The sequence below is a fragment of the Halodesulfurarchaeum sp. genome, assembly GCF_036626455.1.
Lineage (GTDB): Archaea > Halobacteriota > Halobacteria > Halobacteriales > Halobacteriaceae > Halodesulfurarchaeum.
This window is the reverse complement of the sequence record NZ_JAZKRK010000026.1, coordinates 23255-29254: the sequence shown is the minus strand read 5'-3', so window position 1 is coordinate 29254 and position 6000 is coordinate 23255. Positions and strand designations below refer to the sequence as shown.

Sequence of the window (6000 nt, the reverse complement as noted above, 5' to 3'; positions counted from 1 at the left end):
GCCGGGGCCATCGGCGGGATTTTGCTCTCCATGCTCCTCGCAGTACTCGTGACGATTTTCGGATCAATCGGGTTCGGGATCCTGGGGCCCCTGGCCGGTGGAAGCGTCTTCCTCCTCGCGCTCGTCGTCGCACTCTTCATGGCCATCGACAGCGCCATCGGCGGAGCGATCGGCGGCTTCCTGGCCTGACTCAGTACTCAGTTCCTTTCCGTCCTCGCGTCCCGTCCTCGAATGGATGGGTTTCGAGTGAGACGTGACTGATCAGGTCGACGTGGCCATCGAGGTAATCCGGCGAGTCATGACCGCCGGTGAGCACCAGTTCGAGGGATTCGGGTTTTGATTCGATCAAATCGATGATCGAGTCCGGTTCGATCAGCCCGCGATTGGCCGCGTAGATGATCTCGTCGAGAATCAGCATGTGAACGCCGTCTTCGGGGTCGCTGTCGGACTCGAAGGGCGTCGACAGATCTGCCGCCTGCGCTCCGGCGAGCAGTTCTCGCGTCCGGTCCAGACCGGCCTCGGCCTGTAGCTTGTGTTCGTCCTCGTCGGGGCCAACCCCCTGGCGGTGCCAGCCGTAGTGGCCCAGGTTCTCGTAGGTGTACCCCGGCAACGCCGCGATCGCGTTGTACTCCCCGCGGGTGTCCTCGACGGTCTGGGTCCCGCCCTTCATGAACTGCAGCAGGTGGACCCGATAGCCGTGGCCGACGGCCCGGAGGCCCATCCCCATCGCGGCGGTGGTCTTGCCCTTGCCGTCGCCCCACCAGACCTGCACCAGCCCGAATTCCTCGGGTGCACTCGCCTCGATCGGCTGGTCGGTCAGGGCCGGTTCGCCGCCGTCCGCCCGCCGGTTCCGATAGCCGGCGTCTTCGCTCTTTGGGCGTTGCATTGACACAGGCAAGGAGGGATATCACTTTGGGCGTTCCGGTCGGCGCGGTGCTCGCCTATTGGCGTTCGATCTCGTGGCGGCCGAAGCCGTACCGGAGGCGGTTGGCCAGCCGTCGAGAGAGGCGTGGGCCCGCTCGCGAAGAAAAGCGTTCCGCGAGAGCCTGGTAGATGAGCGGCAGGGGTACCTCCTGTTCGAGCGATTCCTGGACCGTCCAGGTGCCGGTGGAGCCGCCGGCGACGTAATCCGCGACGTCACCCAGATCCCCGCCCTCCTCCCGAAAGGATTCCTCGGCGAGTTCCAGGAGCCAGGAGCGAACGACCGCGCCATTGGTCCAGGTCCGGGCGATGGACTCGAGATCCAGATCGTAGCGACCCTCGGCGAGCAGTTCGAACCCTTCGCCGTAGGCCTGCATGAGCGCGTACTCGATGCCGTTGTGGACCATCTTGACGTAGTGACCGGTGCCGGCGGGCCCCATGCGTTCGTGGCCGTCCGGTCCAGTCGCGACCGCGTCGAAGATCGGTTCGAGGGAATCGTAGGCCTCCTCGGGGCCGCCGACCATGAGCGAGAACCCAACCTCGGCCCCGGCGGGCCCGCCGCTGGTCCCGCAGTCCAGATACCGGGCTTCGATCCGCTCGGCCCGCTCGAGCGAGTCCTCGAAGTGGGAGTTCCCGCCGTCGACGACCACGTCTTCCAGATCGAGGTGCGGTTCGAGTTCGTCGAGTGCGGCGTCGACCGGATCTCCGGCCGGGACCATCAGCCAGATGTGCCGACGCGAGTCCAGCACCTTCGGGACCGCCTGGATCGATTCGACGACCTCCGCACCCGCGTTCGCGGCGTCGGCCCTGGCCCCCTCGTCGATGTCAAAGGCAACCACGTCGTGGCCTGCGTCGAGGACCCGATCAACGACAATCCGCCCCATGCGCCCGAGTCCGATGATGCCCAGTTCCATACCCAAAGACTCGCAGGGCCCGACCGTTATGGTTGCGATTCGACCATTCGGTTCTCCGGTGTTTGGGATGCCTCACTCGGCCTGGAGATCGACACGGTGATCCTCCAAGAATTTCCGGAGCGTGCTGGGTTCGCGGCCGAGGATGTTCTGCACTGTGTCGCTCGTCCGCGAAGCCCAGCCGAGACGCGTGACCGTATACTCCGCGATCATGAACGCGATCAAACCGGGCGCAATCCCGCGGGCGTACATCCGGCGGGCGAATTGAACCACGGAGGGATCGGCATACCGAACCTGCCTCTCCAGAACGTCACTCGCCACGCGTGCCAACTCGTGGAAGGAAACCGACTCCGGGCCCGTGAGTGTGTAGGCTCGGTTCCGGTGTTCCGGCTCCACAAGGGCCGTCGCTGCGACCTGCCCGACGTCCCGAGCGTCGATGATGCCCATCGCGCCGTCCCCAGCAGGGACGAAGATCTCGTCGCGTTCGACGATTTCGGGGCGATGGATATCGAGAAGGTTCTGGGCGAAGTAGGCCGCACGGAGGAACGTGAACTCGACGGCTGCGGCAGCAAGGTGCCGTTCGATCCGCCGGTGTGGCAGGACCGGCACCGTCTCGGCCCCCAGAATTGAGAGAAACGTGACGTGTTCGACGCCGACGCGTGCGGCCGCATCCACGAATTCACGGATCGGATCCACGCCCGTTCCAGGCGGCAGCATCAGGAAGATTGCATCCACACCGTCGAGGGTCTGCCCCCAGGTTTCCGGCTCGGTGACGGAAAACGCCACGGACTCGACGTCTGCTGAGAACGCGTCCTTTGCTTCCTCGGGGCGTCGAGACGCGATCCTGACGGTCGCGGTCTCGTCTTCGAGCACGTGAACCACCGTGGATCCGACGGTTCCCGTCGCGCCGGTCACGAGGATTCGGCCTTTCATTGATCGACCGACGTGGTCGAATGCCCTAAGCTCGGTGGATTTCAATCGATGGCCCGGCGTGGTTCGATCTGTGGCACGTCCCCGTTACGCACCGTCGCCTCCACGTCGAAAACCGCCGCGAGCAGCTCATCGTCGACCACCGTCGAGGGCGGGCCCCAGTCGTATATCGCCCCGTCGTGAAGCGCGATCACGTAATCGGCGAAGCGGGCGGCCTGCTGGAGGTCGTGCAGGACCACACAGACCGTCACGTCCCGATCCCGGTTGAGTGTCCGAACGACCTCGAGAACGCGAAGCTGATGGTGGAGGTCGAGATGGGTCGTCGGTTCGTCGAGCAGCAGGACCTCGGTCTCCTGGGCCAAGACCATCGCGATGAAGGCGAGTTGCTTCTGGCCCCCGCTGAGTTCCGCCACCGGTTCCTCGCGGAGGTGGGCCACCCCGGCCAGGTTCATCGCACGATCGATGGCCTGCCTGTCTGCGGCGTCGAGTCCCTCGAGGAAGCTGCGATGTGGGTACCGGCCATGGGTGACCAGGGACTCGACGGTGAGATCGCCGGGTGCCGTATTTTCCTGGTCAAGGAGGCCGAGCTCCTGGGCCAGCTCCTTCGGTGGCCGTTCGTTCACCGACGCCCCGTTCAGGAGGACGCTTCCAGTATCGGGTTCAAGTTCGGCGGAAAAGCTCTTCAGAAGCGTCGACTTCCCGGAGCCGTTAGGCCCGACCAGTACGGTGACCGCCCCACGCGGGACGACCATCCGGTCAAGGTCGACCACGATCTCGTCGCCGTACCCGAGACGCAGGTCGGCGGCCTGGATCGCAGGTTCCGTGTCTGATTCCGGTGCGGGCGAGGCCGTCGTATCGGGTGAATACTGTCGTGACATGGTCAGAACTCCGAGAGTGAGTCGGTCCGGCGGAGCAGGTAGAGGAAATAGGGGCCGCCGATGAGACCAGTGACGACCCCCACCGGGACCTGGGTCCCGGGGAGCCCGAGTCGGGCGACTGCGTCGGCCGTCACCACGAGCGCGGGGCCGGCAAAGATGCTGGCTGAGAGCAACCGGCGGTAATCGCTTCCCACGAACGTCCGGACGACGTGGGGAACGACCAGGCCGACGAACCCGACCAACCCCGCGACCGCGACCGACACCGCCGCCGCGACGATGGCGATCGCCGAGAGGAGAAACCGGGCCCGTTCGACGGACATCCCCAGTGAGCGGGCCGTCCGCTCGCCGAGCAAGAGCACGTCGAGGTGTCGCGCGGAAAGCAACGCGAGCGGGGCGATGAGGAGTGTCGGGATCGCGATGATCCGCCCGGCTTCCCATCCGACGCCGACGAGCGAGCCGGCAAGCCAGGACACCGCGGTTCGCATCGCCCCGTTACTGTCGATGAAGTAGAACAGTCCCGTCTGGAGGCTGTTGAAGATCGTTGCCACGACGATGCCAGCGAGGATCAGTCGAACCGGCGTGGTACCACCCTGCCAGGCGACAAGATAGACGAGCACGAACGCACCGGTCCCACCCACCACAGCGGCGATCGGTAGGAGGGCGGCCCCCAGCGAAAAGACGATAGTGAACACCACGGCGACCCCGGCACCGGCGGAAACGCCCAGCACGTAGGGGCTGGCGAGTTCGTTCCGGGTGACCGCCTGAAAGATGGCCCCCGAGATCGCGAGGTTGACCCCGACAAAGGCTCCCACGACCACCCGCGGCATCCGGATCGTCCAGACGACGATCGTGGCGTTCGAAAGCTCGGCCAGGTCGGCGGCAAGACCGAAGCGACCCGCGAGTGACTCCCCCAGGACGATCGTCCCGAGCACGCGGGGTCGGGTCCAGACGGCCTCATCGAACAGGGCCCGAACGGTCGTCTCGAAGCTCATCTCGAAGGCGCCGTATCGCAACTGGAGCAGTCCTGCCCCCACTACAAGGAGGACACTCGCGACGGCAATCCCGAAAACGGTGCCGTCGAAATCCGGCGTCACGGCGGTTCGAACGCGGTGGGACATGTGGGTAGTGATTCCGTGGTGGTCGCGAGCGGTCAGTCCGTGATGATGCCGGAAAGTTCGTTCCGGTCGAACAGTGGGTCGGAGACGGCCTCCGGGTACAGCTGCGTGGCAAACCGTTCGAGCAGGGACAGGTGCTGGATCGGCCCGAGGTAGATCGGGCCGCCCCGGTAGACGGCGCCGTTCTCGACGGCCGTGATTCGACTCGCCGTCTCGTGGTCCTGCATGAACGCGAGGACGGTCTCCTCGAACTCGGCTCGGGTCTTTGCCTCGTGGCCCCTGACGAAGAGGACCTCGGGGTCCACCTCGAGAAGGGTCTCGTAGTCGACCTCCGAGCGGGTCCCCGTACTCAGGCCCTCGACCCCCGAGTCGGCGAAGGCGTCCTGAACATTGAGATCGTGGAAGGCCTTCTTGTTCGCGCCCTCGCCATCGAGCCGATAGGGCGAGAAAGACGTCGGTTCCTCGCTTCCGCCCCACACGAGGGCGGCCTGGGGACCCGCTGCCGGGATCTCGTCGGCGACCGAATCGACGACGTCGTCGTGGAACCCTTTGAAGGCCTCGTACCGTTCGGTCTCCTGGAAGACCTCCGCGACCGTCCCCAAGGCCTCGTACATTGAGAGGTACTCGTAGTCGTGCCACTCGTCCGTCTGCCGGAAGATCGTGTTGCCGAAGAACGGACCGACTCGCTCCTCGATTTGCTCGATGTCCTCGTCGCTCAACTCGAAAACGTTCTCCAGCCAGTTCGGATCGATGAAGTGGACGTCCGCGTCGATCGAGAGGAACGTCTCGCGGGAGACTCCCTGCTGGACCAGATCAACGATCTCGTCGGTATCGACGGGCACGCCCAGTTCCTCGTAGCCGGTGGTGTGGAATCGACCCACCTGGCCCACCGAGGTGATCGCGTCCCCGTGGCCGAGCGCCACGAGCATGTCCGCATAGCCGGAGCAATAGACCGCCGCCCGCTGCGGAACGGCGTCGAAGGTGACCTCCCCGACCGGGGGCATCGAGACCGAGTAGGAATCGGATTCGGCCTCGGTCGTGGTTCCACTTCCAGCGTCGGTGGTTCCCGTCTCACTCTCTTCACCCGGACTCGAGCAACCAGCCAAGAGCCCGGTCATCGCTGTCGCGGCGCCAGTCTGCAGGAATCGGCGACGGTGCATATCTTGATTTAGGCACCCCTAATTTAGAAGTGGTTTTCGGTTTTTTCGGCTTGCCTAAAAAACGTGCGAGCTGGTCCCGTAGGAG

6 protein-coding genes and 1 pseudogene are annotated in these 6000 nt (G+C 65.1%); 1 reads left to right on the top strand and 6 read right to left on the bottom strand.

Annotated features, from left to right (window positions below; all coding sequences use genetic code 11):
* A pseudogene (locus tag V5A26_RS08445) lies at positions 1–189 on the top strand (DUF5518 domain-containing protein); the annotation flags it as partial.
* 1 nt (position 190) lies between these two features.
* Here V5A26_RS08445 and V5A26_RS08440 read toward each other — a convergent pair.
* The 6 genes from V5A26_RS08440 to V5A26_RS08415 all read right to left on the bottom strand — a co-directional run bounded on the left by V5A26_RS08440 (position 191) and on the right by V5A26_RS08415 (position 5915).
* The gene (locus V5A26_RS08440) at positions 191–886 is read right to left on the bottom strand and encodes a cob(I)yrinic acid a,c-diamide adenosyltransferase (protein WP_332322331.1); all 696 of its coding nucleotides are present in this window, start codon (positions 884–886) and stop codon (positions 191–193) included.
* Between the two features lie 55 nt (positions 887–941).
* Positions 942–1835, bottom strand: a complete 894-nt coding sequence (gnd, locus tag V5A26_RS08435) for a phosphogluconate dehydrogenase (NAD(+)-dependent, decarboxylating) (RefSeq protein WP_332322330.1) — start codon at positions 1833–1835, stop codon at positions 942–944.
* Between the two features lie 72 nt (positions 1836–1907).
* Positions 1908–2765, bottom strand: a complete 858-nt coding sequence (locus V5A26_RS08430; protein WP_332321633.1) for an SDR family oxidoreductase — start codon at positions 2763–2765, stop codon at positions 1908–1910.
* Positions 2766–2806: 41 nt separating this feature from the next.
* On the bottom strand, positions 2807–3640 hold the full coding sequence (locus tag V5A26_RS08425) for an ABC transporter ATP-binding protein (protein ID WP_332321634.1): 834 nt from the start codon (positions 3638–3640) through the stop codon (positions 2807–2809).
* Positions 3641–3642: 2 nt separating this feature from the next.
* Positions 3643–4758, bottom strand: coding sequence for a FecCD family ABC transporter permease (locus V5A26_RS08420; RefSeq protein WP_332321635.1), 1116 nt, complete (start codon positions 4756–4758; stop codon positions 3643–3645).
* A gap of 32 nt (positions 4759–4790) precedes the next feature.
* Complete coding sequence (locus V5A26_RS08415) at positions 4791–5915, bottom strand: ABC transporter substrate-binding protein (RefSeq protein ID WP_332321636.1); 1125 nt, start codon at positions 5913–5915, stop codon at positions 4791–4793.
* Positions 5916–6000: the final 85 nt, after the last annotated feature.

Bases quoted from the DNA above. Each gene is read 5' to 3' on its own strand.
- V5A26_RS08420 (WP_332321635.1), bottom strand. From the start codon at position 4,758: ATGTCCCACCGCGTTCGAACCGCCGTGACGCCGGATTTCGACGGCACC.
- gnd (WP_332322330.1), bottom strand. From the start codon at position 1,835: ATGGAACTGGGCATCATCGGACTCGGGCGCATGGGGCGGATTGTCGTT.
- V5A26_RS08425 (WP_332321634.1), bottom strand. From the start codon at position 3,640: ATGTCACGACAGTATTCACCCGATACGACGGCCTCGCCCGCACCGGAA.
- V5A26_RS08415 (WP_332321636.1), bottom strand. From the start codon at position 5,915: ATGCACCGTCGCCGATTCCTGCAGACTGGCGCCGCGACAGCGATGACC.
- V5A26_RS08440 (WP_332322331.1), bottom strand. From the start codon at position 886: ATGCAACGCCCAAAGAGCGAAGACGCCGGCTATCGGAACCGGCGGGCG.
- V5A26_RS08430 (WP_332321633.1), bottom strand. From the start codon at position 2,765: ATGAAAGGCCGAATCCTCGTGACCGGCGCGACGGGAACCGTCGGATCC.